This is a genomic window from Blastomonas sp. RAC04, assembly GCF_001713435.1.
GTDB classification, from domain to species: Bacteria; Pseudomonadota; Alphaproteobacteria; order Sphingomonadales; family Sphingomonadaceae; genus Blastomonas; species Blastomonas fulva.
This window is the reverse complement of sequence record NZ_CP016462.1, coordinates 16,748-40,902: the sequence shown is the minus strand read 5'-3', so window position 1 is coordinate 40,902 and position 24,155 is coordinate 16,748. Positions and strand designations below refer to the sequence as shown.

At 59.5% G+C, this 24,155-nt stretch carries 18 protein-coding genes; 6 read left to right on the top strand and 12 right to left on the bottom strand.

Annotation, left to right across the window (positions count from 1 at the left end):
• The first annotated feature begins 119 nt into the window (after window positions 1–119).
• Both BSY18_RS19755 and BSY18_RS19750 read left to right on the top strand, forming a co-directional pair.
• Window positions 120–1,001 (top strand): AbiJ-NTD4 domain-containing protein, encoded by an 882-nt coding sequence (locus BSY18_RS19755; protein ID WP_150126427.1) that lies wholly within the window; start codon window positions 120–122, stop codon window positions 999–1,001.
• The gene (locus tag BSY18_RS19750; protein ID WP_069052105.1) at window positions 991–2,313 is read left to right on the top strand and encodes a hypothetical protein; all 1,323 of its coding nucleotides are present in this window, start codon (window positions 991–993) and stop codon (window positions 2,311–2,313) included. The genes BSY18_RS19755 and BSY18_RS19750 overlap by 11 nt, the downstream gene beginning before the upstream one ends.
• 35 nt (window positions 2,314–2,348) lie before the next feature.
• Here BSY18_RS19750 and BSY18_RS19745 read toward each other — a convergent pair whose 3' ends face one another.
• Window positions 2,349–5,927: an SIR2 family protein gene (locus tag BSY18_RS19745; protein WP_083231691.1), complete on the bottom strand. Its 3,579-nt coding sequence runs from the start codon at window positions 5,925–5,927 to the stop codon at window positions 2,349–2,351.
• A 210-nt stretch (window positions 5,928–6,137) separates the two neighbouring features.
• Here BSY18_RS19745 and BSY18_RS19740 point away from each other — a divergent pair, with 210 nt between their 5' ends.
• On the top strand, window positions 6,138–7,079 hold the full coding sequence (locus BSY18_RS19740; protein ID WP_069052103.1) for a DUF4238 domain-containing protein: 942 nt from the start codon (window positions 6,138–6,140) through the stop codon (window positions 7,077–7,079).
• A gap of 33 nt (window positions 7,080–7,112) precedes the next feature.
• Here the strand turns inward: BSY18_RS19740 and tnpC are convergent, their stop codons facing one another.
• From tnpC to BSY18_RS19720, 4 genes are all read right to left on the bottom strand, one after another.
• On the bottom strand, window positions 7,113–8,651 hold the full coding sequence (gene tnpC / locus BSY18_RS19735) for an IS66 family transposase (protein ID WP_069052102.1): 1,539 nt from the start codon (window positions 8,649–8,651) through the stop codon (window positions 7,113–7,115).
• Window positions 8,652–8,682: 31 nt separating this feature from the next.
• A complete protein-coding gene (gene tnpB, locus BSY18_RS19730; protein WP_069052101.1) occupies window positions 8,683–9,039 on the bottom strand; it encodes an IS66 family insertion sequence element accessory protein TnpB in 357 nt (118 codons plus the stop codon).
• Entirely contained in the window at window positions 9,036–9,470 is a 435-nt protein-coding gene (locus tag BSY18_RS19725; protein ID WP_069052100.1) for a transposase, read from the bottom strand. The genes tnpB and BSY18_RS19725 overlap by 4 nt, the downstream gene beginning before the upstream one ends.
• A gap of 201 nt (window positions 9,471–9,671) precedes the next feature.
• The gene (locus BSY18_RS19720; RefSeq protein WP_069052099.1) at window positions 9,672–10,682 is read right to left on the bottom strand and encodes a site-specific integrase; all 1,011 of its coding nucleotides are present in this window, start codon (window positions 10,680–10,682) and stop codon (window positions 9,672–9,674) included.
• Window positions 10,683–10,869: 187 nt separating this feature from the next.
• On the opposite strand from BSY18_RS19720, the gene BSY18_RS20780 reads away from it, so the two are divergent.
• The gene (locus BSY18_RS20780) at window positions 10,870–11,814 is read left to right on the top strand and encodes a hypothetical protein (protein WP_083231690.1); all 945 of its coding nucleotides are present in this window, start codon (window positions 10,870–10,872) and stop codon (window positions 11,812–11,814) included.
• Here the strand turns inward: BSY18_RS20780 and BSY18_RS19710 are convergent.
• From BSY18_RS19710 to BSY18_RS19700, 3 genes are all read right to left on the bottom strand, one after another.
• On the bottom strand, window positions 11,774–12,793 hold the full coding sequence (locus BSY18_RS19710) for a ParB/RepB/Spo0J family partition protein (RefSeq protein ID WP_054590507.1): 1,020 nt from the start codon (window positions 12,791–12,793) through the stop codon (window positions 11,774–11,776). The two genes, BSY18_RS20780 and BSY18_RS19710, sit on opposite strands and share 41 nt — an antisense overlap.
• Window positions 12,794–12,840: 47 nt before the next feature.
• Window positions 12,841–14,043, bottom strand: coding sequence for an AAA family ATPase (locus BSY18_RS19705; protein WP_054136652.1), 1,203 nt, complete (start codon window positions 14,041–14,043; stop codon window positions 12,841–12,843).
• Window positions 14,044–14,212: 169 nt separating this feature from the next.
• On the bottom strand, window positions 14,213–15,292 hold the full coding sequence (locus tag BSY18_RS19700) for a replication initiation protein (RefSeq protein ID WP_054136698.1): 1,080 nt from the start codon (window positions 15,290–15,292) through the stop codon (window positions 14,213–14,215).
• A gap of 713 nt (window positions 15,293–16,005) precedes the next feature.
• On the opposite strand from BSY18_RS19700, the gene BSY18_RS19695 reads away from it, so the two are divergent.
• Both BSY18_RS19695 and BSY18_RS19690 read left to right on the top strand, forming a co-directional pair.
• Entirely contained in the window at window positions 16,006–16,272 is a 267-nt protein-coding gene (locus BSY18_RS19695; protein ID WP_069052097.1) for a WGR domain-containing protein, read from the top strand.
• A 114-nt stretch (window positions 16,273–16,386) separates the two neighbouring features.
• Window positions 16,387–20,655, top strand: coding sequence for a strawberry notch family protein (locus BSY18_RS19690; protein ID WP_069052096.1), 4,269 nt, complete (start codon window positions 16,387–16,389; stop codon window positions 20,653–20,655).
• 489 nt (window positions 20,656–21,144) lie between these two features.
• Here BSY18_RS19690 and BSY18_RS19685 read toward each other — a convergent pair whose 3' ends face one another.
• Genes BSY18_RS19685 through BSY18_RS19670 form a run of 4 tightly spaced genes read right to left on the bottom strand, consistent with a single transcriptional unit; the run spans window position 21,145 to window position 23,784 of the window.
• Window positions 21,145–21,672 (bottom strand): YybH family protein, encoded by a 528-nt coding sequence (locus tag BSY18_RS19685; protein ID WP_069052095.1) that lies wholly within the window; start codon window positions 21,670–21,672, stop codon window positions 21,145–21,147.
• Window positions 21,673–21,703: 31 nt separating this feature from the next.
• The gene (copD, locus tag BSY18_RS19680) at window positions 21,704–22,633 is read right to left on the bottom strand and encodes a copper homeostasis membrane protein CopD (protein ID WP_069052094.1); all 930 of its coding nucleotides are present in this window, start codon (window positions 22,631–22,633) and stop codon (window positions 21,704–21,706) included.
• Between the two features lies 1 nt (window position 22,634).
• Window positions 22,635–23,024: a copper homeostasis periplasmic binding protein CopC gene (copC, locus tag BSY18_RS19675; protein WP_069052093.1), complete on the bottom strand. Its 390-nt coding sequence runs from the start codon at window positions 23,022–23,024 to the stop codon at window positions 22,635–22,637.
• 16 nt (window positions 23,025–23,040) lie between these two features.
• On the bottom strand, window positions 23,041–23,784 hold the full coding sequence (locus BSY18_RS19670) for a copper resistance protein B (protein ID WP_442856585.1): 744 nt from the start codon (window positions 23,782–23,784) through the stop codon (window positions 23,041–23,043).
• Window positions 23,785–24,155 lie beyond the last annotated feature (371 nt).

Below are 24,155 nucleotides of genomic sequence, written 5' to 3'. Positions count from 1 at the left end.
CGACAGCTTCCGTGGCAGCTAAACCGGAATTTGCTACCCCAAAATCGTCCCTTAAAATTGGACGGCCGCTCATGGCGCGTGGACAGACCGTGTAACAAAGAGATGATTGGGCGAGAATGGTGCCAGGTTATTTTTCGGATCGTGAATACGGAGCATCACCTCAAACAATCGATGTCATCGATGAACGCTTGTGGGCTGGCCTTTACAGCTTGATCCAGACGGGAATTGGCAACGGATCATTTGGCCTACGCTTTCCGGAACAGTGCCCCGATGGAAACGGCCCGTGCGGATGTGACGTGCAGGCCTTCCGCCAGGTGTTAGTCGCCGAGGTGCCATGGATCGAATGGCCTCTCTCTCCGAACGCAGTGCCCGACACGCCAGTGATCCTCGATCTGCTCGAGTTCTGCGCTAGCTCGGTGGGTGAGCCGATTCAGGATGCTTATCATTCCTACTACCGTCACCATCACCTGAGTTGGGATCGAGACGCTGGTCTTTCGCGATTTGTGGCGGATGTGAACCTCCTCTTTCGTCGGAATGCTGTCGCCTATGAGCTCACAGCGACTGGCGAGGCTTGCCGCCTTCTCCCGCAGGCGATCGCCAATACAATTGGCTGGGCCTTGTTTCACACGGGCGACACGGAGACCGATAGGCTGCTTGAAGCCGCAAGACAGCGGATTCTCTCACCAAAGCCCGACGACCGCCGCGATGCGCTTGAAAAGTTGTGGGATGCGTTTGAGCGGCTAAAGACCCTGGAGCCGGGGACCGACAAGCGCGCGCAGGCCGATGCGCTGCTTGATCGTATCGCAGCGCATGGCTCCAGCTTCCGCCAAGCGCTCGGGCGCGAAGCCGCCGAACTGACCAAAATCGGCAATAGTTTTCGCATTCGTCATTCTGAGACGACGCAGGAAGCGCTTACCTCTCTCGATCAGGTCGACTACCTTTTCACCCGTATGTTTGCATTCGTGCGCTTGATCCTGAAGGGGACAAATCGTGGCGGGTGACCTCTATGGGCTCATCGCTGGCCTCCTTCAGGGGATGACGCACGCCCAGCTTAGCGATGAGCCGCAGCGGGTCGCAGGGCTGGTGGTGCCTTACGAGGAGGGCTTGTCAAAGCGGCAGCGTATCGAACAAGCGCTGGCGAATCTGACACAGGAGCAATTGGCCCAGCTTGCGCTGAATTTTGGGGCGGACCGTAGCGACATCCCTCTCGATGAAGCGGGCCGCAAGGTACTCGAGGCAAACGACCCGCCGATAACTCAAATCACACGACGAGACGTCGCACGCGCCCTGGGAGGCGATCTCGCTGGCGACCGCGGCACTGCGGAAGTCGTTGGACGCTATTTCGTGCTTTCCACACCGATTGAAGTTTTATTTGGAAGCCGCGGACAGAGCCTTGCTGACCAAGTTGAGCGGCATATGGATCGGAATCCAGGCGACTGGTCGGTGGAACGACTATTCAGTGAAATCGGCGCCTTTGACTGCTCCAATGCAAGGTTTGGTGCATTGCTCGAAGAAGCCGTTCATCCACTTTCTCGGTCAGGAGAAGATCAGGCGGGCATGGTCATCGCCCTGAACAAGATCCTAGCGCTCGACGGATACGAGCTCGTGCAAGAAGGTGAACTCTCCGGTCATCCTATCTTCGCCTTCCGTCCTGTTGTGCGTGGTGTCGGCGGTCGACCCAAGAATTTGATCTTTGCCTCGCGAGGACCGAAGCCGGAGATCGGCTTTGCCGACGCGATCAACAACGACATCATCATTCTGTCTGGCGAAGAGAGTTGTATGGTCTACGACCGACCGATCAGCGCGAGTGGCCTTTCGTGGTCGGAACTCGTTTCCTGGTGGAGCGAGGTTACGCCGGGGTCTAATGCCGCACAACTCGGGGCTCGCCTCCAGGAATCCTTGGCCTCGGACGCAGAACGCAAGCTTTTCGCGATGTATTTCAAGGCCTATCGGCCTGCCCTCGGCGAGGCGCTACCGGCACTCCTTCCACAGGTCTACCTTCACTATGATCCTGCCATCGTGAAAACCTTGCGCCGACGACTTCCACTGCCGCGTCAGCGAATGGACTTTCTGATGCTGCTCCACAACCGTCAGCGTATCGTTATCGAGGTCGATGGTAAGCATCATTTCACTGAAGGCGATCACCCATCATTGAAAGTCTACGCCGAAATGGTGTCGGCCGACCGCGAGCTGCGCCTTGCCGGATACGAAGTCTATCGTTTTGGTGCCAACGAGTTGGTCGGCAGCGGCGCGGAAGCGAAAATATTGGATTTCTTTGACAAACTCTTCCGGCTGCACCGCATTCGGAATTGAATTCACTCGCTGCGGCACCGCCGCGGAAGGTAAGATCATCCGTAACGGGTGGTTCGCTGTTCAAGCGCCTGATATCGACGGTCGACTTCTATTGCAGGATCTGCTGCCACGAGACGGTCAAGAATGCTACTCATATCGAAGCTGCTGCCGCCGTTCGGACCGAACATCACCCAGAGAAGGTCAAGGACCTGATGCGGGTACGCCTCCGGCGCCTGACTTTGTTTGATCGGATGAACGCTGGCACGCTCGCGCGCATAGGGACTTAAATAGGGTCGAAGCTTCGCCAGCGCATCAGGGAAATGCCTTCCAGATCCTACTGCAAGTGCCATCAGGTCACGGTTAAGCGCGTCGTCGACGAAACGGCGTTCCTTAGGCCAGACACGGTCGAAGAAAGGGGCGACCATGCGCTCCCAAGCCTCCTCGGCGCCTGCCTCGTCATTGTGCATCCAGCGCACTAAGACATCGAGCGCGCCGGTGCGAATCTTGAGCGGCGCTGCACGTAAAGCACGTCCAACATCGGCTTCACTTATGCCCCATCGGTCAGCATCGTCGCCGCGTACCGAGGCGAGCGCGGGTCGCAAAATGCCGGATGCGATCTGTGCAGCGAAACCCGAATCCGGGCGGGCCTCGACAACACCGCGCAAGACGGCCTCAGGCATCAACTTGGTGACTTCTGGAGTGATGCTGCTGTGTGAGACGAGCACCGCACGCAGCCCCCGTGCCTCATCCGTATCCGCCGCAAGACGGGGCATAACGTGAGCTTCGACGAGTTCCACATCGGCTAGGAGAATAAAGGCTAAGTCGTGGATTAGCACCGCACGCCCAACGACCCCAGCCTGACCATCGTCGCTCGCGACCAATGCGAGCCGAGCACGCTGCCGTTCCTCATGTGGTCCCTCGGACTTGCGAGTATGATCCAGTTCGGTGAGGAGGACCTGAACCAGCCTGCCGACGGCGCGATTGATTGCAGTTTCGTAGAGGTTCTTCTCGAAGTCGATCTCGTGATCTGAAAGCCGCACTGATGCCCAGAGCTTGTCGCACCAGTCCTCGAGATTGGCAAACGACCGTCGCGGCCCGAACATCAGCAGATCAACGACGCTCGCAGCGATAGGCTGAAGGGCTTGAATGTCCAACCCATCCAGAAGCGCCAAAGCATCGACCGCAAGTTGGTTGCGCAGCGGCGCATCCTTCTCGTCATTCCTAAACGCCAACGCCGCCAGCAAATCGTCCCACAAGGCAATGTTAGGTGCGGTCAACTGAGCGGCGGCAAGTGTCTCAAACGCGCCTTTGGGGTCCAATCGGCAATAGCTTCTCCACCCCATTTGCCGATCAATGTCGGGGCTCTGTCGGAGTTCCGTGGCAACTTTCAGGCGTTCGTCGGGATCCGCCTCGACGATCGGCCCACTATCGCCAACCACGTTCCGCACCCCATAGCTGTATGAACCGAAAAAGTCGCGGTCCTCGACTGCGCGATTGAGATGAGGCCACCGCCCCATGATTGCGTCGAGTTCACCCCGGCCCGCTTCCGAAAGCGCGCCTGCGGTGTCGAGCATTGTCAGACGGAGCCAGACCTCACTATCGCGAGCATGGACACGCCAGTCGACTTGGCCTTCCTCCAAAGGATAGCGAGCATAAAAGGCGTCGCCACTTGTCAATATCCGACCCTCTACGCCATCGAGGAGCGCGGTCGCGGCATCTGCGGCCCGGTCGCGCAGCGTAAGAGCCAACTCTCGGCGAATGATCCAGAAATCGGTGTCGTTCAGTTCGAGCAGCAACTGTAGCGCCTCATCCGCCGAGAAGGCTGCTGCATCACGCGCAGCATGGAGCAGCAGCCGAATGCCCATCCTCCCGGGCCACGTCCGCCACTGTGCCGCCTGCGCACGGGCGCGATCGCGATCGGTCGCCAAAGCTTTTGGGAAGGCGTTCACGATTGCTCTGACAAGGAAGAGCACGCCGTTGTGATGCTCATTTTGGCCATGGTCCTCGACCGAGGGAACGCTGTAGTCGCTGGTGTCGTAGTCCTCGACAATCATTCCAAGATCGACCGACTGCTGAAGAGAGGAACGTAGACTTTCGCTGCATAACTCAAGGATACGCACCGCGTGGCCATCAAGCGCATTCAACGCTTCGATGATTTCGGTTGCGCCATATTCGTCGATGACATGGAGGTCGAGCGCGACAAGGTTCGATAGCTGCGGTTCGCTCGCTTCCGCGCCGACGGTATCCGCTGCCGTTTCATCTTCGCCTTCATCATGGAGCTGCCAGCGCCTTCGGACCACAAGCGACGGCTCAAGCAACATCACCGACTGTGCGAGCTCGCCGTCGAGGATCAGGCCGGATTCAAGCTTTTGCTTTAGGGCGTAGGCATTCTCGTCGAAGTCGGCGGAACGCTCCATCACCCCTGCCGAAATCAGTATGCGCCAGGCCTTGAGCCAGAAGTTCGATGCCGGCGGGGCTTGTCGCAGCCGTTGATCGAGACGCGAGAGAAAGTCACGTCCGAAAATGGTGTGCCATTCGACGGCGATCATGAAACGCTGACGGTCTTCGAAATTGCGGGCAATCCAAGCAGGGATTACCCAAGAAGCGTCTTGAACCGACCAAAGCTTGTTCTCGTGAAAGATGCGGAACCAACGCGGATCGGCGATTGCGTCAAGCGCGACCGGCCAAAGATCGCTGCGATCTGTAAAGAGCCAAGATAGCTCACTCAGCAGCTGATCGGTTAGCGCGCTGCTGTCTCCCATAAGAATCTGGCGTGCGCGCGCCTCGCGCGATCGCTTGGGCCGCTCGATTATGTCGGCAAGCTGGTGGAGATCGCTCCAGAGCGGCGAATGATCAGGGACGCCGGTCGCAGGGTTGCGCTTACAATATGCGAGCGGCGTAACAGCCAGCGTGCCCCACCCCGCCTCGGCTTCAACCGGATCACGATCATAAGCGTCAAAAGCATAGACCGGGCGCAGGTCTGGAAAGCGTGCGCGATCAGCCTCCAGCACATTAAGGAAATAGCGAACGGGGGCATCGTTAGCGCTGTAGCCGATGAGGACGATTGTTTTGCAGCGGGCGAGATCGAACAGGAACCGCGAAGCCCAACCCGAACGCATATAGGCGTCACCATAGTCGGCGCTCGTTAGAACCAGTGGCGTCGGATCGAGGTCGAGTGACGGATCAACTAGTCTGCCGTGGATATGGATGATGCCCGAAAAACCGCTACCGCCAGGCGCGGGGAGCGACTGGCCGGCAAAACTTTCTGAGTGGATCAGCGGGGCCGGTAAACCTAGCGCTCGCTCGAGCAATGTGTCGAAATTGGTAGTGACGATGAGGACGCGATTACTGATGTCGCGCGAAAGTCGCAGTATCGTTCGGTGCTGGTCGAGCAGCGGATCGGCAGGCACCGCAAGCAATTCGGAAACAGTGCGCACCATCGCCTCCGGATCTGCAAGCCGACGACCGAGGGCACCGAGCACTTCCTCGAAGCGCTGACCGTCATATGACCGCTTCTCCGAAACATCCATCGCGACGCCGAGCTGCGCATAAGTTTGGTCGACCAGAGACTTGAAGTCCGGGAGCTGCGGCGCACTTACACCGGTGCCGCACAGGAACACGACCTCGCCTGCCATCAGTGCGTCAATGAGCGCTGACGGAAATTCAGGGCCGAGATCGGAGAATCGCAAAGACAACGCAAAAGCCCTCAAACAGATTGCCCCAAGGCAACCAATATCACCAACTCATAGCAGCGCCAGAAACTGGGAAGCGAGGTTTCTATTTCGCAATTAGCTTGAAGTTGGATCGCCTTGCGAAAGCTGGCACACCCAGTCTACCCTTAGTATATGAGCGAACCCAAGCGACATCACTGGTGGCCTGAGTTTCAGTCGCGCCAATGGGCAGGAGCAGACGGATTTCTACATGTTGTGCGCGCTGACGGTACAACGTTTCGCGCACCGCCTTCCAAAGTTGGCGTTGAAGGCGAGCTCTACACTCGAATCGACCCGAGCGGCGCCAAAGACCGCGATATTGAACACTGGTTTTCCCGTGAGATCGAGAACCCTTTCATAAGCGCACTGACGCGGCTGCAGAGCTTGAATGGCATTGAACGGAATAAATTCGCCGGACGCGGCGATCCGGTCCGACGAAAGGAGTTGCAAGAGTTGGGCTTTCTCGTTGGCGAATATGACGAGCGTATGCCCCTCTCGTTACAAATCCGCACCGCAATCGCCAACTACCTAGCGGCGATGGTTGTACGCAGCCCGACTTATCTTGCCAAACTCACCGTATGGCATGAGAGCAACAATTGCACTGGTGGCTTACCCGTTAGCAACGCGGCCTTTCGAGGGTTCGCACTTGAGAACATGCTTTACCTCTACGATGTGTATCGCGATGCAATCACCAGCAGCTGCATCAATTTGGTAATCGCGAATTGCAATCACGAGTTTCTGTTCGCCGACGGCGGTGTGGCGGCCAAGGAACCGTGGAGTAAACGGCCAATGCCTTTCGACCTCTATGTGCCGCTGACCCCGAAGCTTGCGCTTAACGTGCTACCGCTGCCCGGCGCATATACAAGCGGTCTTTGGATATCACGGGTCAATTCACGTGGCGTATCACGCTACAACCGCACGATGCTTGCCGATGCCAAGCGTTTCGTTTTCTCGAGGTCCACACCGCCGATCAGCTTCATAAGAAAATATTTTGGAGTACGAGCACCCTCGCCTTTCGGCTCTCGCTGGATCAATGGAAAGCTCGAAACCATATACGACCGAAGCAGAGATAATTAGCTCTGAATCAGAGATTTATGGTAAGCGGTGTTTTCAGTTCACGTTGACCCACGGCATGAGGTCGCCGACGCTGTTTGCTGGATGACCATCGGCGAGCTTGGTGAGCGTCTCGGTCAGCCAGGTGTGCGGGTTGATGCCGGCGATCTTGCAGTTTTCGATCAGCGTGGCGATGACCGCCCAGTTGTCCCCGCCCTCGTCTGAGCCCGCGAACAGGGCGTTCTTGCGGTTGAGGGCCAAGGGTCTGATCGATCGCTCGACGGTGTTGGTGTCGAGCTCGACCCGGCCATCATCAAGGAAGACGGTCAGCCCGTCCCAGCGGCTGAGCGCGTAGCGTATCGCTTCGGCCAGCTTGCTCTTGGTACTGACCTGGCGGAGCCGGGCTTCAAGATAGTGGTGCAGATCATCGACGATGACACGGGCGTGCTCGTTGCGGGCGGCGCGGCGATGGTCGGCACTGGTGCCGCGGACCTCACTCTCGACGGCATAGAGACCGGCGATCCGCTGCAGCACCTCGGTGGCAACCGGCGACCTGTCGGCGAGGTCGAAGAACTTGCGCCGGACGTGTGACCAGCAAAACGTGAGAGTGATCTGCTGCTGCCGCTTGGCGAGCGCGGTATATCCGCCATAGCCGTCAACCTGCAGGATGCCTGCAAAGTCCCCCAGATGCGCTTCGGCGCGCTCGCTCTTGCGGTCGGCCGCATAGACATAGGCCATCATCGGCGGATCGATACCGCCCCATGGGCGATCATCGCGGGCATACGCCCATAGCTGGCCGGTCTTGGTCCGCCCTCGTCCTGGATCGAGCACTGGCGCTGTCGTCTCGTCGGCAAACAGCCGCTCGGATCGTCGCAGTCGTTCCAGGATGTGGTCGCGTAGCGGGCGAAGATACCAGGCTGCCTGCCCGACCCAGTCAGCAAGGGTGGAGCGATCCAACTGGATGCCCTGGCGGGCATAGATCTGCGCCTGCCGGTAAAGCGGCAGGTGATCGGCATACTTGGCGACCAGCACCTGGGCGATCAGGGCTTCGGTGGGGATGCCGCCTTCGACAATACGAGCCGACGCCGGGGCCTGGACGACCGCGCTCTCGCAGGAGCGGCATCCATAGCGAGGCCGGCGGGTGACCAGGACACGGAACGTGGTCGGCACGACATCAAGCCGTTCGGCAACATCCTCGCTGATCTGGTGCAGCCCGCCGCCGCAGCATGGGCAGGTTTTATCCTCTATATCGACAATCTGCTCGATCCGTTCGAGGTGCGCAGGCAGCGAGCCGCGGTTGGTCTGGCGGGGACGATCGCCCTTGGGCTGAACCGTTCCAGCCTCACGCGCCGCGCGGGCTGCGCCAAGTGCCGTCTCGATATCCTCAAGGCCCAGCTGGAGTTGGTCGGGATCGAGCTGTTCGGACTTGCGGCCGAAAAGGTGGCGCATGAAGGCATCGATGATCGACTGCAGCCGCTCGATCTCTGCGTCAGCTTCGCCCTTGGCAACGGTCACGTCGGCAAGCTTGCGGGACTGCTCGAGCGCCAGCGCACGTAGCGCTTCGATGTCTTCTGGCAGGTCCGCTTCCATCAGCATGACGGCAGTGAATCAGCAGACGAAAGCCCAGTCAACCGGCAATCTGCGGCGCTATCGGGCGGCGTCCACCATGCACGCGGCGCCAGTCGAGACCCTCCAGCAAAGCACCAAGTTGGGCTGCCGTAACGCGCATCACACCGTCCTGGATGCCGGGCCACTTGAAGCCGCCGGACTCGAGCCTCTTGGCCATCAGGCACAGGCCGGTGCCATCCCACCAGACGAGCTTGATCCGGTCCGCGCGCTTCGCCCGAAAGACATAGATCACTCCGGAATATGGATCGCCGCCATACTCGGCGCTGACCAATGCAGCCAGCGCGTCGGGGCCTTTGCGAAAATCCACTGGCCGCGTTGCCACCATCACCCGCGCGCCAGGACCAGGACCGATCAACGTTGCACCTGAAGAGCCTGAATCACCGCTGCAGCCAGTCCGGGGCTCGCTGCTCGTCCGATCCGTACCACGGCACCGCCAAGCTCGACCTCAATCGCTACATCGCTCGACCTGGGCTTGGGACTGTCGGCTACGACCGGCACGAACATCGGTGCATGATCGCCATCAGTATCCGTTACTTGGCGGGCTGCCACTGCATAGCGGAGCTCTCGCCGCCAAGTGTAAAGCAATGATGTCCGAATGTCGTGCCGCCGCGCAAACGCGGCGATGTTGTCGCAACGCTCCAGCTCAGCGACAATCGCCAGCTTCTGCTCCAGCGTCCAAATACGCCGTCGGCCAGCCATGTCGCGCAGAACCTCCGGACGACCAATACGCTCCCGAGCCACTCCAATGCGGGTGTCCAGTGCGCTCGTAGGGTTGTTGTCTTCCATCCAACCCACCGTCTGCCTCAATCAACTACGGATGCAAGGTGGGCGGAAAACAGCGCTTACGATTTATGTCTAACGTTGGGGTCATTTGGCTTATTCACGCGAACGATGAGAGGTTTTCGAGCGCCTGGCGCCATCACCAAATTGCCGGGAAACTACTACGCAAAGCTGAATGACCTGCTCTGCAACGATGCTGCGGTCTCGCTACAGGAAAGTCTCACCGGCGTGGTTCTCGAACAGTGCGGCATCACGAACGTAACCGAGCAGTACCTCGACCTTCTTCTGCCGCGAGACCTCCTGCATCTTCGGCAATGAGGCCCCTGCCTTGGCCGCTTCGGTCAGGAACCCCGACCGAAGGGAGTGCGCTCCAACCGCAGCAGGATCGAGTCCTACCTTGTCCGCATAGCGTTGGATCAACCGCGCCACCGAGCGATCCGACATCGGCTCCTTCGTCATCAAGCCTTGAGCATTGGTGCGGAAGAACAGCGGTCCCGCCTCCCCTCCCCTGACGCCGAGCCATTCATTTAGGCGCGGACCGGGCTTGAGCACCTTGCCGGAGGGCACTGCGATGACCTGCCCTACCCCCTCCTGGTCGGTCTTGGAGTGCCGGATCGTCAGCTTGAGACCCTCGCGCACCAACTCGAGGTCAGCCAGCTGCAGCGCCACCAATTCAGAACGCCGCAGCGCCGCAGCGAGCCCAAGCGCCATAACTGCACGGTCACGGATCGCCCGCGGACTGTGCCCTTCAACAGCGGCGATCATCCGAGCCAGATCAGCTGCTAGAATTGCGCTCTTCTTGCGCGTCGGCCGAGCACGTTGCTCACGCCGGATCCCAGCAAGTGTGTCAGCAATCACATCACGTGGGTCGCGATGCTGGGGTGCGACCTGTCCCGCCTGCCTGTGATGCCAGGCGATGGCCGCAAGGTGCCGCCCGATGGTGCTGTCCGCCCTCCCCGCCTGCGCCAGCGAGGCAAGGTATGTGGCCACTGCCTCCGGCATAGCCGGCAGTGGATCGAGATCACGCACCCAGCACCATTCTTCGAACTGCCGCCAGTCGCTGTCATAGGCTCGGACAGTGTTTGCCGCCTTGGAGCGCGCCCGGTATGAGCGGGCCGCTTCAATCTCAGTCGCTAGCTGTGGCGGGATCGCATTCCCCAGCGGCGAAAGCGCGACTTCATCTGAAAGCCCCAATGCCTTGCTGCTGTCATTGTCCACGGCAACACTCCTCAAGCTTCATTGCCGCCATTGCGCCTTACCCCTGCTTCGGGCGCGGGCGACATCGCGGCGAATTTCGGCTGCTTTATATAGAATAGCGTGTTGTCCGTGAAGGGCTCTTATCGGACAGCAAAGGCACCGTACAAGCTGGGTATACTTTTTAGGCCATTTATATACTATCTGGCCGATGGCATCCGCACCAGCACCCTGGCAACTGACGCTTGCCCGCATCGAAGGCGCCCTCCCCTTCATCTCACCCGAGCTGTCCGAATGCCTTGCGCTGGCCTCACTCCGGCGCCTCTGGCGCATGCATGTGCGCGATTATCCGTTTGATAATCTTGGAATTGAACACAATCCGGGGCTTGAGGCCGACGAGCTTGTGCGCTCGTGGTATTCCGAAGAACGCCGTCAGTTCTTGTCGTGGATCAGCCGGCGAGGTCACCCTCCCCTCGCCCATGCCGCCAAGCTGGTCATGGCCGCCAAATGTCACTCTGAAGGGTTCAGCGAGGCCTACTTGCCCGCCGATCGTGCACTCGAACGGCTCGATGCGGTGCTGCCGACCCGTGATCCGATGGGGACCCTGCTTGAATGGTTGGCGGAGCTGCGAACTGAAGAAATCGACTTTCTCGAAGGCGGCAGCGAGATGCTTCAGGTCGGTGGGTTCGCGGTCACACGTTCGGCGCCGCGGGGGGCGGCCTGGGCTGCGTCGCTTGCGGCGGCCATGCGGCCACACTTGTTTGGGCTGGGGTCGGCTCCAATGGCGCTTGCTGGGGTCATGCCGCGTGCTGTGTTTCGTGAACTCCATGAAGAGCCGTTGCCCGTTGTGCTTCGCGCGGCGCTCCAGGTAGCCAGCGAAAAGGCTGAGGTCGATTTGCGCTTCCTGCGAAGGGCTGTCGTTCAGGCCGACGATGTACTTTCTGGGCTGTATGCCTCTTCGACTGCTCCGCAAACCTGGCGGATGATCGTCAGCTTGGGCCCACTTACCCGAGCTGAGCTCGCTCGGGGACTGGGTGTAACAAAGCGCACCGCTTCTCAATCGGTAGCTTCACTTCAGGAGGCAAGTATGGTGCTCCTTCGGCAGACCGACGGCGCTATATTGCCGGCCAGTGCTGATCTAGAACGGCGCGAATAGCCTCTTCCGCTTCCTGCCGTGTCGCGCCGCCCTTATTCAGCAACGTGACACGGACGCCCTTACGGTCAGCCCCATCGATCCGAAGCACTGGCTTCCCACTAGCACTGGCCACGGTTTCAGGCTTTCCTGACTTCTTGGGGGATCCTGACTTCTTGGGGGGGTCTGCCGCGAGAGCGAGCGCCTTGATCACCTCAATCACAGACATCGACTTGCCAGTCTGCTCGCGCTCTGCAGCAAGACGTTCCGCCTCACGGAAGGCGCGCTCCCGTCGATCCTCAGGCTTGAGGAGCGCTTTGAGCGCAATCGCATTGCGAATGCCAAGCTCCTGCGGATTGGCAAATGCCCTGGTCAGCCCATCTGGCAGCCGTGCCAGATCGAGATACCGCGTTAGCCAGCTTTCGGAGACTTTAAGCCTTTCCGCCATCGTCTTCTGCCGACCATCGTAATAGGCCGTCAGGGCGCGCAGATAGTCTTTTGCGCGTTCGAGATCGGTGAGATCATCCCTAGCCCGGTTTTCAATGTCCGCGAGCCTGAAGGCCTCTTCATCGCCCATCTCGCGTACGTCGACGAGAAACTTGAAGTCTGGATAGTTGTGCGAGCGCAGCCAGCTGATCGACCAGTGTCGGCGCGCTCCGCAAATGACCTCAAACTCAAACCCGTCATCTCCGGAAAGGCGACGGACGATCGCGGGTATCTCCTGCCGCCCTTGAGCCTTGATACTCTCAATAAGGTCCGCGCAGCGTTCCTCATTAAGCAGAGCATAGTCGCGGTTATGACCTGCCCACATCCGACACTTTGCTGGGTCAACAAGCTCATGTGTGCGAGAAACAATCGCTCCCGACGCCAGGTCAGCAAGACGGTTTGAACGCCCCGTAAGCACGTTTGAGGCAATGCTCGATCTACGAGGGGCAGCAGTATCCTCGGTCAGGTCAATACCTGCCGCCAGATCGGCCGCGAAACCACTGTTCTTCCTACTCATGCAAGCCTCCCATTAGCAGAATTGCACGCGTGCAATTTTCCAGCGGCTCATACCAAAGCCTCCTGACGGAGGCGCTTCTGATGGCTGGGCCACATCGATCGAATATCAACTTCGATTTCCGAATTCACGCCATCAAGATAGTTCAGGCAACGGTTGCGAACCGCCGAACTCGTGGCAGGGCCATCAAGCTCATACACTGTCATCAGCCGCGCTGTAGCATTGTCGATCTCGGCCGAGTCCTTGAGAGGCGTGCGAACCATCGCATGCCCGAATAGCGTCCGCATCAGCTGCAACAGCTCTTTCTGCATCGATTTATTCTCATCGACCTTGGACGCGACAAAGCGGAGGAACTTCAATTCTGGAGCGAGACCACGGTCTGCCAGCTGCTCAATCGTTTCATCTAGCATCGAGAGGAATGCAGCCGTCGAGGAGAAATCCATAACAGTCGGCGGTACCGGCACGACCAATGCGTTAGCGGCCCGCAGCACGGACAGCGAGATCGCCCCGAGGGCAGGCGGCGGATCCATCACCACGACATCGAACCGATCCGATATACTCTCGATTCCCTCCTTCAGTCGGTCAAGAAGCGCGCCGTTCCCCTGTGCCATCCGTGCGGCTAGTTCGTATTCGGAGTTGAACAAACGAAGGTTGGCGGGAATGAGCTCCAGACCGTCGAAGTGAGTCTTGCGGAGCGCGTAGTCCAGAGATGATCGCTCCCCCTCACGAAGGAACGGATAAAGGGTATCATCTTCGGTGAGGTCGAGATCCGGCACATACCCAAAAAGGGTCGTCGCCGAGGCTTGGCTGTCGCAATCGACGAGCGCAACACGGTAGCCTCTGATGGCCAGATACTGAGCAAGGTGAACGGCCAAAGTCGACTTACCAACACCTCCCTTGAAGTTCTGAACGGCCACGACACAGCAGGGATCGTTTGGAGCCCGATAGGGTCTTGTCCCGAACACGCCGCGCATGTCGTTCAGCTGGGCAAGCGTATATCTCTCTCGCCTGTTGTTGTCGGTCCTCGCAGGCTCTGGCAGGCGGCCGTCCTTTTCCGCATCACGGATAGCAGCCGGTGTGCGGCCCACAAGTTCGGACGCTTTCCCGATTGTAAAGGTTGGCTCGCGCCGGTCATCTGCCCTAGCGCTTCGCGCGGAATCTCGGAGCTTTTCGAGTACCGAGGAGGTTCGACTGGCCAGCGTCGCGACCGAGACCAAACGCTCGGCTTCTTCAATCTGAAGTCCGTTAGACACATGCCATCCTTTCGCAATTCCGCATATGCTACACCGACTTGCGCTTTTCGGTCAAGAAAATCGGGAATTTCGAAAGTTGGAGCGCATAATCGGTCAGAAATCTGGGTCGCCGCGCCCTATCCTGACTCGGTGGGGGCTTAGAAAATTGCACGCGTGCAATTTCTGCCGTTCAGGGTCGGCCCCGGCGATTGAACCACCCCTCACAGAACCCTTTCCAGGCGGCGATCAGCTTCGCACCGCGAAGCTTCTCCAAACGCTCACCCATATGCTCGCGAAAGCCGTTGGCGATCAGATCTACGTCCCAACCACCGCCATGCTTACGGCCTATCTCAAGGAGGTCGTCATGACCAAAGCGCAGCGTTCCCACTGGAAATGTCGCCTCGGATGGCTTCTTAGCTGAGACTGCTCCTCGCGGTGCCGGAATAGCCCCCTGCCCCACTGTAACGCTCTCTACAGCCCCATCACGCCTCGCCTGGCGTCCAGCTGAATGACGATCAAGCTCGTCGACAGTCTCAAGCACCTCTGGCGCGCCTTTGGGCTCGAACCGGAACTCGATCTCCGTGACTGTTCGACCCTGCCTGATTTCCCGCCACTCAACACGGAAGTGAGCAAGCTGGTCAATTTCGGATTTCGCCTTCTCCAGAACTTTGCGCCGAAGTTGAGCGAAGTCTGTGTAAACATCTGGTGGAATACCCAATGCTGCGCGCAGCGCCTGCATGTCTCCCCGCCAAGTTGCTTGTCGACGATGAAGCCGAAGTGCCCCCAGCTCATACAGCTTCAAGGCGTAGTTCGAACGAAAGCCAAGCACCGCTTGCCGATTGAGCACAGCATAGGTTTCGGATGCCTGGATGAGCTTGCGAGCATCTGGGGTGAATTCCCACTCGATCCATCCAGTTTCGCCGCCCTCCTCATCTGTCTCCTCCTTCGACCGCGAGATCAGGGAGAACAGGAGCGTCGCCTTCTTTCCCCGCCAGGATTTGTCATCGACGGCAAACAGCGTTCGGTGCAGTTCCTGAAGCATGTCGGTAATCCGCTCATTGCCCTTGTGGCCTCGCCGAATGTCCGCCTTACGTATGCGGTGAGGGCGATCCTCCCAGGCGTCACCCCCAGCTGTGAGGATCATGAGAGCGAGTAGTCGCGAAGCTGTCAGACTGAGAGATTCGCCTTTGACAAACTTGATTTCGATGATGCTGCCTGGCTTGGCGAACTCGTCGCCGCCCTTTGCCTTCAACGCGGCAGCAACCCGCATCGCACGGCCAGGGGATCCTTCCTCGGGCTTCTCTTCAGGAGCCTCGGCTATTGGGCTAACATCCGTTTCCATGCCATATTGCGATCAAAGCTTGATTCTTGATGTGCTGATTGCTGCCTGACCTGACCTCATCAGTCAAGTCAGGTCAGGATCAAGAGATGGCCGCAGCCCCCAAGAAGTCAGGATTGAGCCGGTCGGATATCGGGTCTGAATCACCCAAGAAACCGCGAGTCGCTAGGTTCTCCAGCAGGGCTTAAAATCGCGCTTGATTTTGATGCATGCGAGACCCAAAAATCCGGCCAAGCGGGCGACGGATCAACATCTAGACGGCTGCCCCCAAAAGGTCAGGAAGGCCCCAGAAGGTCAGGTGAGTTCCCCCGGCAAGTCAGGGTTAAGCCCCCGGCAAGTCAGGTAAAATCCCCCAACTGGTCAGGCAAGCCAGCGTAGGCAACTGATTTCACTACCAATTTACGCTCCGAATCTGAATCTTTAGAATCATGAATCCTTCCGCTGCAAGCAGCGGCGTTTTTTTATGATTGTTTTTGGAGATTGCGCGACGTCGCGAGGAGCATTCTCGGCTCAGACCAACCAAACGTCCTTGCACACGTTCTAAAAGTCGAGGCAGTGGTCAATCGCCTCAATGAATCACAGATGCTCCTGTGATTCAGATTTCCAGTTGGACCGAATGCTCAGCGTTCTGCCACCGGTTTCATATGGAGACGCCGAAGAACCAGTCGTGGCATTGGCAAGCAATAGACCCGTCCCGCAACGTCGCGCGCGACTATCATCTCTGGATTGAGACCGATCTGTTTGGCTGGACAACCGTTGAGCGGCGCTGGGGACGAATTGGTACGAAAGGGCAGGGGGTGACCACCAGCTTTCCGGACAGAAGACAGGCAAACACAATCGCACAGCAGATCCGGATCCGGCGCGAAAGCGCATTTAAGCGGATTGGTGTTCGCTACCAGGCAGTCGAGTGACTCCCCTCAACATTTAGGCGGATCTTCACAGCTGAACACTTCTCCATAAAACTCCCCAGTTTCGTTAAAGGGAGAGGGGGAAGGCCTGATGCGGTTCAGCATCAGGAGCAGACCGTGACCGACCTTTTTGAACAATCCAGCCAGAAGCTGGACGCAGCAATCACCGAAATCCAGCACGCCATCGCCACCGGACTGGCGAACAAGCAACGCCTGTTTGAGACGATGCGCCAGCTTTACGGGGAGGGCTCCGCAAACGGCGCATGGAGCCAGAGGGACGCCTTTGACCTACTCGAGGCGGCATTGACGCGCCACATGGCCGGACTGCTGAAGAAGCCTCAGATGCTGCACCAGATTTCGGAGATCAGTGCGCTTATCGAGGCACTGCCGACACATACGGTCAGAAGTGAAGACCAGATCAGGTTCCAGCAATTCTCGACGCCCGCAGACCTCGCAGCGCTTTGCGTGATTTTGGCGCAGCCGCTTGCAACCGATATCGTTCTTGAGCCGAGCGCCGGACATGGCGCTCTGGTGGCAACTTTGCCCGATGTCAGCGCATTACATCTCAACGAAATCGATCCGCGCAGGCGTGAAAAGCTGGCTCTGCTGTTTCCCGAGGCCACCATGGCAGGGATCGATGGGGCCATGCTGGCTTCGCATCTCGACGCGGCTGTGCAGCCAAGCCTGATCCTGATGAACCCGCCGTTCTCCCGATCAATGGGGCGAGGAGCAGACGAGTTCGCAGCGGTGCGTCACCTGCGCGCTGCCATAACGCGCCTCAAGCAGGGGGGCAGGATCGTCGCGATCATGCCGGACTGGTTCACGACCAGCGCAAAGCTTGCGAAAATCTACGAAGACACCTTTGCTTCTTGCACGGTCCGCACATCCATCCGCCTTGATAAATGCTATCACAAGCAGGGCACCAGCGTGGCCGTGCGCTTGTACGTGATCGACAAGATCCCGGGGCAGATCAGACCTGCAGTTTTGGCGCGACAGACAGTTACAGACGTTGCGTCTGCGGTTCCAATCATCAAACGCGTGACAGCCGAGCCCGACTGCGAACCGCGCGCGGTGCCGCCGAAAGCAAAGCCGGGTGCGCTCTTCAAAGCCATGCGGGCAACGCCGATCACAAAACCCGTCAAAGCGAGGGCAACCCAAGCCCCCAAGATCGAAGCACTGGCGTTCAGTACCCTGGACAAGCCGCGCGTGCTCGGTGAGCAAAGCGGGGTCTACATCCCGTACCGGCCAAGCCGGGTCGACATTGTTGGCGCACGCGAGCATCCGACGCCGCTCGTCGAAAGCGTGGCCATGGGCTCGATCCCGGCACCTATCCCAGATTATGTCCCGGCGCTGCAGGACCGGGTCCTTCAGGAAAGCCTGCTGTCCGAGGCCCAGATCGAAACTGTCATCTATGCCGGGAACGCGTGGCAGCAGTATCTGCCTGGCCTGTTCGTTCCCGCTGAAGAAGGCGTTGGCCTGCAACTCGACGAGCATGGGCGCGCCTACCGCAAAGGCTATTTCCTTGGCGATGGCACGGGGGCAGGGAAGGGCAGGCAGATCGCCGCCTGCATCCTTGATGGCTGGCTTGCGGGACGCCGCAAGGCCATCTGGATATCGAAGAACGAAAGCCTGCTCGAAGACGCGCGCCGCGACTGGAGTGCTATCGGAGGGCTAGCGGCCGACATTCAGCCGCTTTCCAACTGGACGATCGATCAGGCGGTTCCGTTTCGCGAAGGGATCCTGTTCGTCACTTACCCGACCCTTCGCAGCCAGCGTCAGGACGCCACCCGCCTGAAGCAGCTGCTCGATTGGGCGGGCGAGGATTTCGACGGTGTCATCGCCTTCGATGAGAGCCACGAGATGGGCGGGGTTGCAGGAGGCGAGGGCGCCCGCGGCACGAAAAGCGGATCGCTGCAGGGAATCGCCGGCGTGCTGCTGCAAAACAACCTGCCCGATGCCCGGGTTCTTTACGCCTCTGCGACTGGGGCCTCGGAGGTCAACAACCTTGCCTATGCCGTGCGGCTTGGTCTGTGGGGACCTGGCACCGCGTTTGCCAACAGGGAAGATTTCATCAGCCAGATCAGGGCAGGGGGCATCGCTGCGATGGAACTCGTGTCGCGGGACCTCAAGGCACTGGGCCTCTATCAGGCGCGCGCGCTTAGCTTTGCAGGCGTCGAATACGACATCCTGAAACATGATCTGACCGCCGAACAGATCGCCGTCTACGACACTTATGCCGACGCCTGGGCGATCATTCATCAGAACCTTGAGGAGGCGCTGGAGCTGACCGGTGTCGTCGATGAAATCGACGGCGCAACGCTCAACAGCGGTGCGAAAGCCGCAGCGCGAAGCCGGTTTGAAAGCACCAAGCAGCGGTTCTTCAACCAGCTGCTGCTGTCGATGAAGCTGCCCACGCTGATTGCTGCCATCAATTTCCATCTGGACCGCGATGAGGTGGTTGTCGTCCAACTGGTCTCGACCGCCGAAAGCATCCTCGATCGCCGTCTCGACAGCCTCTCGCCAGAAGAGCGCGCGGAGCTCGACCTCGACCTCAGCCCGCTCGACGCCGTGATCGAGTACCTCGAGCGCGCCTTCCCAACGCAACAGATGCAAGTATTCGTCGATGATACCGGCACTCAGCGCTCGGCACCGATGTTCGACGAGGAAGGCCGTCCAGTCCACAACCAGACTGCGATCGCCCGCCGCGGCGATATGATCGAGCACCTGTGCGCCATGCCGCCGATCAAGCCAGCGCTGGACGGGATCATCGAGCACTATGGACCGGAGAAGGTCGCCGAGGTGACCGGGCGCAGCAAGCGGCTTATAACCCAGAGCGACGGCCAGCAGCGTCTCGAGACCCGCTCGCCGCGGACGAACCAGTCCGAGACCGACCAGTTCATGGATGGCAGGAAGCCGATCCTTGTCTTCAGCGATGCGGGCGGCACCGGACGGTCCTATCACGCCAGCCTTGATGCAGCTTGCCAGAAGCGGCGCATCCACTTCCTGCTTGAGCCGGGATGGCGAGCCGACCGCGCCATCCAAGGGCTGGGCCGAACGCACCGGACACATCAGGCGAACACGCCGCTGTTCCGGCCTGTGACCACGAACTGCAAAGGGGAACTGCGGTTCACCAGCACTATTGCACGCAGGCTCGACAGCCTGGGGGCGCTGACGCGGGGCCAACGCCAGACGGGCGGCCAGAACCTTTTTGACCCTGCCGACAATCTCGAAAGCGAATACGCCAAGGCCGCTCTCTCTACCTGGTTTGCCTTGCTGGCGGAGGGCAAGCTCAAGAGCGCAACGCTGATTGATTTTCAGCGCCGAAGCGGGCTCAAGATTGTCTCGGAAGACGGCATTCTCGAAGAGGACCTCCCGCCGATCCAGCGCTGGCTCAACCGCATCCTCGCGCTGCCGATCGGAATGCAGAATGCGATCTTCGAAGAATTCCTGGGGTTGGTCGAAGCGCGAGTGTCCGCAGCGCGCGAGGCCGGATCACTCGATGTCGGCGTCGAAACACTGCGGGTTGAACATGCCGTAGTCGTCGAAGACATAGTCCTGCGGACCGACGGGCGAACCGGCGCCACGTCACACTTGCTGCAGCTGGCTCTAAAGACGAGAGCACGACCGATCTCGCTTGAGCGTGTTCTTGAGCGCCGTGACTACGCCGACGGTTGCATTCTGCTCCACAATACCAAGAGCGGGAAAGCGGCCCTGGCCGAACCTTCGCGGCACTTCATGACTGAGCAAGGCGAGCTGATCAGGCGAGTTATCCTCCACCGTCCCCTGCGTCGGGAATACCACCACTTCGATGACCTTGCGGAATCGGCCTGGGAAGAAGCTCCGCGCCGGACTTTCGAGAAGCTGTGGCAAAGCGAGGTTGCGGAGCTTGCCGAACGGCTCACCACAGAGACCGTGTACCTCGCGACCGGCCTTCTCCTTCCGATCTGGTCAAGCCTGCCTATCGACTATCTGGAGGTCCGGCGCATCGTGGACGAGGAGGGCAGAAGCTGGCTCGGCCGCATGGTTCACGAGCTCGACGTGGCAAAGCTGCTCGAGAAATTCGATATTGCCTCCAACGTTGAACTAAGCTCGGACATGATCATCAAGGCGCTTGGCGAAGGCCGGACAATCCCGATCAAGCAGCCGTTCGAGGCGACCATCAAATGTTCGCGTGCGGCAGGCGAGCAGCGCTATGAAATCGCGGGGGCGCCTGTCGATCAGCTGCCCTGGCTGAAGAGCATCGGATGCTTCACGGAAATCATCGTGTTTCGTACGCGGGTGTTCATTCCGACAAAAGAAGCGCCGTCGGTCATCTGCGCGCTGCTTCGAGCATGTGGACCAGCAATGCCTGAGCCATCGATGCCGGCTGTCTCGGTTGAGCACTAACGCCCCACAATTTTTCCTCTTGGTATGCACCATCTGTGCAGCTTGGAATGGCGAGATATGGGATAAATCTGCCGCACCCACATGCTGTTGAGGTGGCAAGGTGCTGAATGGCGTTTGCTATGGATTACCTTGGAAGTCGCCTTTCCGCTTTGTGAACAGAGTAGCACTCGTCCCACCCGTGATTAGGTGGATTGTTCATTATGCTATTCGCTGACAGCTATACGCGAGCGCTGGTCCTTTTGATCTTTTCACAATTAGATGACTTCTAGCTTCTGTGGCAGCTCATTAGTTGGGATCGAGGGTGGAAGGACAACACCGCTAAACCGTTTATGACCTCTTCGCCTCAGAATGAGCTTCGCGCACAAAACCCACCGCTGGGCCGCTCGTGTAGCCGCACGGGCAAAGCTTGGTCTTCGCGCCCGCTAAGTCGCTCTCGGTCATATCACTCGGGATCTCATATCTCCTGCCCGATGTGAAACGAAGGTCAGGTCAGGATATGTCGGCCGACGACCAGTGAATGTGTACGATACGCCACTGCCCGTTCACTTGCTTTAGGATCATCGTCTCGACCGACCGGCTGTTGATCGCACGCGTGCGGTACGTTCCGGTCACCGTTTCGACACTCATGACCCAGGCCATATCGCCCTGCATACCATGCGAGCGACTGACCAGGGTTCGCGGCACTGCGGCGCTGAAGGCAGCGTCGGCTTCCAGATGATGGCTGGCATATTCGGCGCGGCTGTTTTCAACGCCGCCAGATTCAAAAATAACGACGTCTTCAGAAAGGTGCATTAGCGCCGCGCCTGTATCGCCGCTGGCAAGTGCAGCATGGAAGGCCATGACAGTTCCGACCGGTGTTGCCGCGTCGATAGTGGCGCTCGGCGCTCCCGAGCCCGGCGTTCGCGGCGCATCGTGCGCCCCGGGATGCGCAGCCGTCAGACTTAGCCCGATCGCTAACATAGCAGCGAGACGCGCCGCGTGCCGCCCTGCCAATTGACCCACTTCACTCTTGAACATGACCTTGTTCCTCCATGTGTCCCGTTTGCATTTACATCATCATTGGCGACATCGTGCCCAGCACCGCAACCAGACCGATTACACCGCCGGCCAGCAGCAGCTCGCCTGCGAGGCTTCTGCGAAGGCGTGACAATGCGTTATTGGGCTCCGCAGTCTCGCGGCGTGGGTCGAAAACCGCCCGTCGTCCGATCGAGGCGTTATGCGCGCCGAATGCCAGCATGATGCCAACCAACAGGACCTTGGCGATCAGCAAGATGCCATAAGGCGTGGCCAAAACCGCCACGCTGTTCTCCAGTCCAAAGATCAACTGCGCGTTGATCACGCCCGTCAGTGCAGCTGCAGCGACCAGGCCGACGCCTAGCGGCGCGAACCCGTGCATCACGCGAAGCAGCGGCAAGGCTGGGATGAGATCGGGCTGCCGGTGGGCTTTGACCATAAGCATGAGGAACCAACATATTGCGCCCAGCCACAGGCTGGTCGCCAGCAGATGGACGCCATTGTTCAAGCGGTGGAACAGGCCTAATCCACCTTCGGTTGCAGCCGCATGGCCGCTCCAGCTGAGCGTCAGCAATGCGCCAGCGAAGCACAAGGCTGCGATCAACGAAGTTGGCCTACCTGCTCGGCTTGCCAGCAGCGCGCAAAGGCCGACAATCAGCAGGGCCAAGCGTATCAAAAACGCCATGCCCATCTCGGTGCCGATGATCATCGCTTCGATCATTGGCCAGTCGAGCGAAGCAATCGGCGCGCCCATCATCGCTGCAATCGACACCAGCATCAGCGCCATTGAGAACAGCGGCGCACAAATGGCGACGAGGGTCAGAGCAGCCCTACCCTCACCCTGCGACACCCACTCCAGGTGCCGCAGCTTCAGAAATCGAAACGCCGTCCAACCGAACAGGCCGAGCAGCATCGCATAATGCGCAACCCGCAGAACCTGTTCGGTTAGCTCACCCATTTCCATATCAGCCGATGATGAAGCTGACTTTACCTGTCATGCGATGGCCGTCAGCTCCGGCCGCCTGCCAGCGCACCTCATAGGTTCCTTTAGCCAGCGGCTTTTTCAGGTTGAGCGTCATCGTCTTGTTTCCGTTGGACCAGGCAGTGGTGAAGTTGCGGATTGACATCTCGCCGTGGTTTGCCATGCCCGGCATTGCGGTCATCACGATGCTTGCCGCCGCTGTTGGCGGGAGCAGTGCTTCACTGAATGTCAGCGTCACGACGCGCGCGCTGCCAACGGTCGCTCCCTCCGCCGGTGTTGATGCGACGACCTTGGTGTGAGCAAGCGCAGCGGACGGAACTGCAAGCGGAGCGGCAACCATTGCGATTGCGGCAAAAACAGAAGCGAATTTCATGGGAATTTCCTTTACTTCAAAACCAGAAACGGATGCCGACGAGAAAGTTGGTGACGCTGGGATCCTCGCCGCGTGCGCGGGCGTAATCGGCGCTGCCACCGAGGCGCCAGCTTTGTTCAATGCCGATGTAAGGGGCGAACTCGCGAATGAATTCGTAGCGCAGACGGACACCAGCCTCGATCGTGTCGATCCCGGCTCCAACGCCCAAAAGCGGAATGTCTTGCGCTGACAAGTTGACCTCGGCGCGTGGTTGCAGGATCAGACGCTGTGTAATGCGCTGGTCAACCTCGCCCTCGATCCGCGCTGTGAGATCGCCGCGCTGGGACAAGAAAAATGCGGCGTCGACTTCGAACTGGTAAGGCGAAAGGCCTTGCACGCCAATCACTGCATGCGTGGTGTCAGGTCCGCCGAGGTCTTGCCGCACGCCCGCCTGCAGATCCCAAAAGGGAGCAATGGCCCGCGCGTAAAGTGCCTGAACCTCGGCTTGTTCAATCGGTTCGCCGAACGTGCCTTCACCTTCGCTCTTGAACCAGAGCCGGCTCGTCGGGCCACCATAGTAGCCTTGTAAGTCCCACAGGTAGCCGTCTGCACCTTCGCGCACTTGTGTCTCGAACCGGTCGCCCTGGAACCAGAAGACCGGGAAATCGCCATGGGTGCGTTGCAAATCCTCACGCGAAGCCCGCATCGCGTCGGCGCCCCAAATGGCATCGGCAGCGCGCGGTGGACCGCTTCCGGCCTCAGGTGGCGGCGGGGTTTCCATGCCTGGTCCAGGCGATGCCGACGCTGCGTCGTCCATCATCCCATGATCCATGGTGCTGTGGTCCATGCCAGCCATCGGATCGGCAGGCGCAGCCGGCCCACCCGTTATGTCATGGCCCGCGTGAGGGTCGATTGGCTCAGCGGTCGCAGGCTGCTCAGGCATGACGTGCCCCGCGTGCGGATCGACCCGATCAGGCGCGGGCGTGGCCGGCGCCGCCGGCATGTCGTGCCCGGCATGGGGATCGGCGGGCGCTGGAGCAGGTGTCGGCGCTGGCGCTGGCGCAGGCATTGGATGCCCTTGATGCTGCGCGAAGGCCGGAACGGAGATCAACGCACTCCCGAGCAGGGCCGCCGACAGGACAGACCGCACGC

Coding starts and splice junctions, on each gene's coding strand:
- BSY18_RS19745 (WP_083231691.1), bottom strand. CDS start 5,927: ATGGCAGGCGAGGTCGTGTTCCTGTGCGGCACCGGTGTAAGTGCGCCG.
- BSY18_RS19740 (WP_069052103.1), top strand. CDS start 6,138: ATGAGCGAACCCAAGCGACATCACTGGTGGCCTGAGTTTCAGTCGCGC.
- tnpC (WP_069052102.1), bottom strand. CDS start 8,651: ATGCTGATGGAAGCGGACCTGCCAGAAGACATCGAAGCGCTACGTGCG.
- BSY18_RS19725 (WP_069052100.1), bottom strand. CDS start 9,470: ATGGAAGACAACAACCCTACGAGCGCACTGGACACCCGCATTGGAGTG.
- BSY18_RS20780 (WP_083231690.1), top strand. CDS start 10,870: ATGGCATCCGCACCAGCACCCTGGCAACTGACGCTTGCCCGCATCGAA.
- BSY18_RS19710 (WP_054590507.1), bottom strand. CDS start 12,793: ATGAGTAGGAAGAACAGTGGTTTCGCGGCCGATCTGGCGGCAGGTATT.
- BSY18_RS19700 (WP_054136698.1), bottom strand. CDS start 15,292: ATGCGGGTTGCTGCCGCGTTGAAGGCAAAGGGCGGCGACGAGTTCGCC.
- BSY18_RS19695 (WP_069052097.1), top strand. CDS start 16,006: ATGGAGACGCCGAAGAACCAGTCGTGGCATTGGCAAGCAATAGACCCG.
- BSY18_RS19685 (WP_069052095.1), bottom strand. CDS start 21,672: ATGTTCAAGAGTGAAGTGGGTCAATTGGCAGGGCGGCACGCGGCGCGT.
- copD (WP_069052094.1), bottom strand. CDS start 22,633: ATGGAAATGGGTGAGCTAACCGAACAGGTTCTGCGGGTTGCGCATTAT.
- copC (WP_069052093.1), bottom strand. CDS start 23,024: ATGAAATTCGCTTCTGTTTTTGCCGCAATCGCAATGGTTGCCGCTCCG.
- BSY18_RS19670 (WP_442856585.1), bottom strand. CDS start 23,784: ATGGAAACCCCGCCGCCACCTGAGGCCGGAAGCGGTCCACCGCGCGCT.